This is a genomic window from Oleiphilus sp. HI0043 (assembly GCF_001634935.1).
On record NZ_LWEY01000656.1, the window covers coordinates 1 to 962 of the forward strand.

Annotated in this window: 1 protein-coding gene; it reads right to left on the minus strand. The window is 44.7% G+C overall.

The window, feature by feature from the left end; all coding sequences use genetic code 11:
* On the minus strand, positions 1–727 hold a 727-nt coding region (locus A3729_RS07860), incomplete at its 3' end, for a methylmalonyl-CoA mutase family protein (RefSeq protein WP_231877383.1).
* Positions 728–962 lie beyond the last annotated feature (235 nt).

The window sequence follows — 962 nt, forward strand, 5'->3', positions numbered from 1 at the left end:
TGCAGGTCTCTTCTACAAAGCGCATACCAGCGTTTACAAAGTAAGAAATTCGGCCAACGCAACGCTCAAACTCTTCTTCATTGAAGCAGTCACGTTCTTTGATTGCATCCAGAATTGTAATTGCTGTTGTCAGAGCGAAAGCGAGTTCTTGAACAGGCGTCGCGCCGGCTTCTTGAAGGTGATATGAGCAAATGTTTGAAGCATTCCATGAAGGAATGTTGTGCAAGCAGTATTCATACATGTCGACGATAATGCGAATAGAATCTTCTGGTGGGAATATGTAGGTACCACGTGCCAGGTACTCTTTGATCAAGTCATTTTGAGTCGTGCCTTTAAGCTGGCTAATATCTATGCCACGCTCTTCAGCTAAAGCAACATACAAAGATAATAACCACATGGATGTACCATTGATGGTCATCGAGGTGTTCATTTCCTCTAAAGGAATGTTATCGAATAGTACTGCCATGTCATCGAGTGAATTGATCGGCACGCCGACCTTGCCAATCTCGGGTTTCGCAATATCATGATCGGAGCTGTAACCACATTGCGTGGGGAGATCCATTGCAATACTTAAACCCGTCTGGCCTTTTGCCAGGTTATTACGGTAAAGCTCATTGGAGGCCCAAACATTGGTGTGTCCGGCGTAGGTTCTGAAAATCCACGGACGGTCTTTGCTCGGCTTATCTTCTTTATCGTAGATCAGATGCGCTTTATTTTGCTCACTCATGTTACTTCATTCCGATGTGGGTCGATTCCGAGAGTACTTGAGGCTCTGTCCTCGACACTGCATGTCGCTAGTTCAATGTTTATTAGAGATCGGTCAAAGCGTCTTTCAATAGGAAAGTTTTTGAATGATCTCTTTTAGGGTTTGCTTAGCCAGCACAACAGCTTGGCTGGCTGAGAATCAAATCGCAATCTACGCTGCGTTCTCGATTAGGGTTCTGGCAATTACTTTCAGTGCA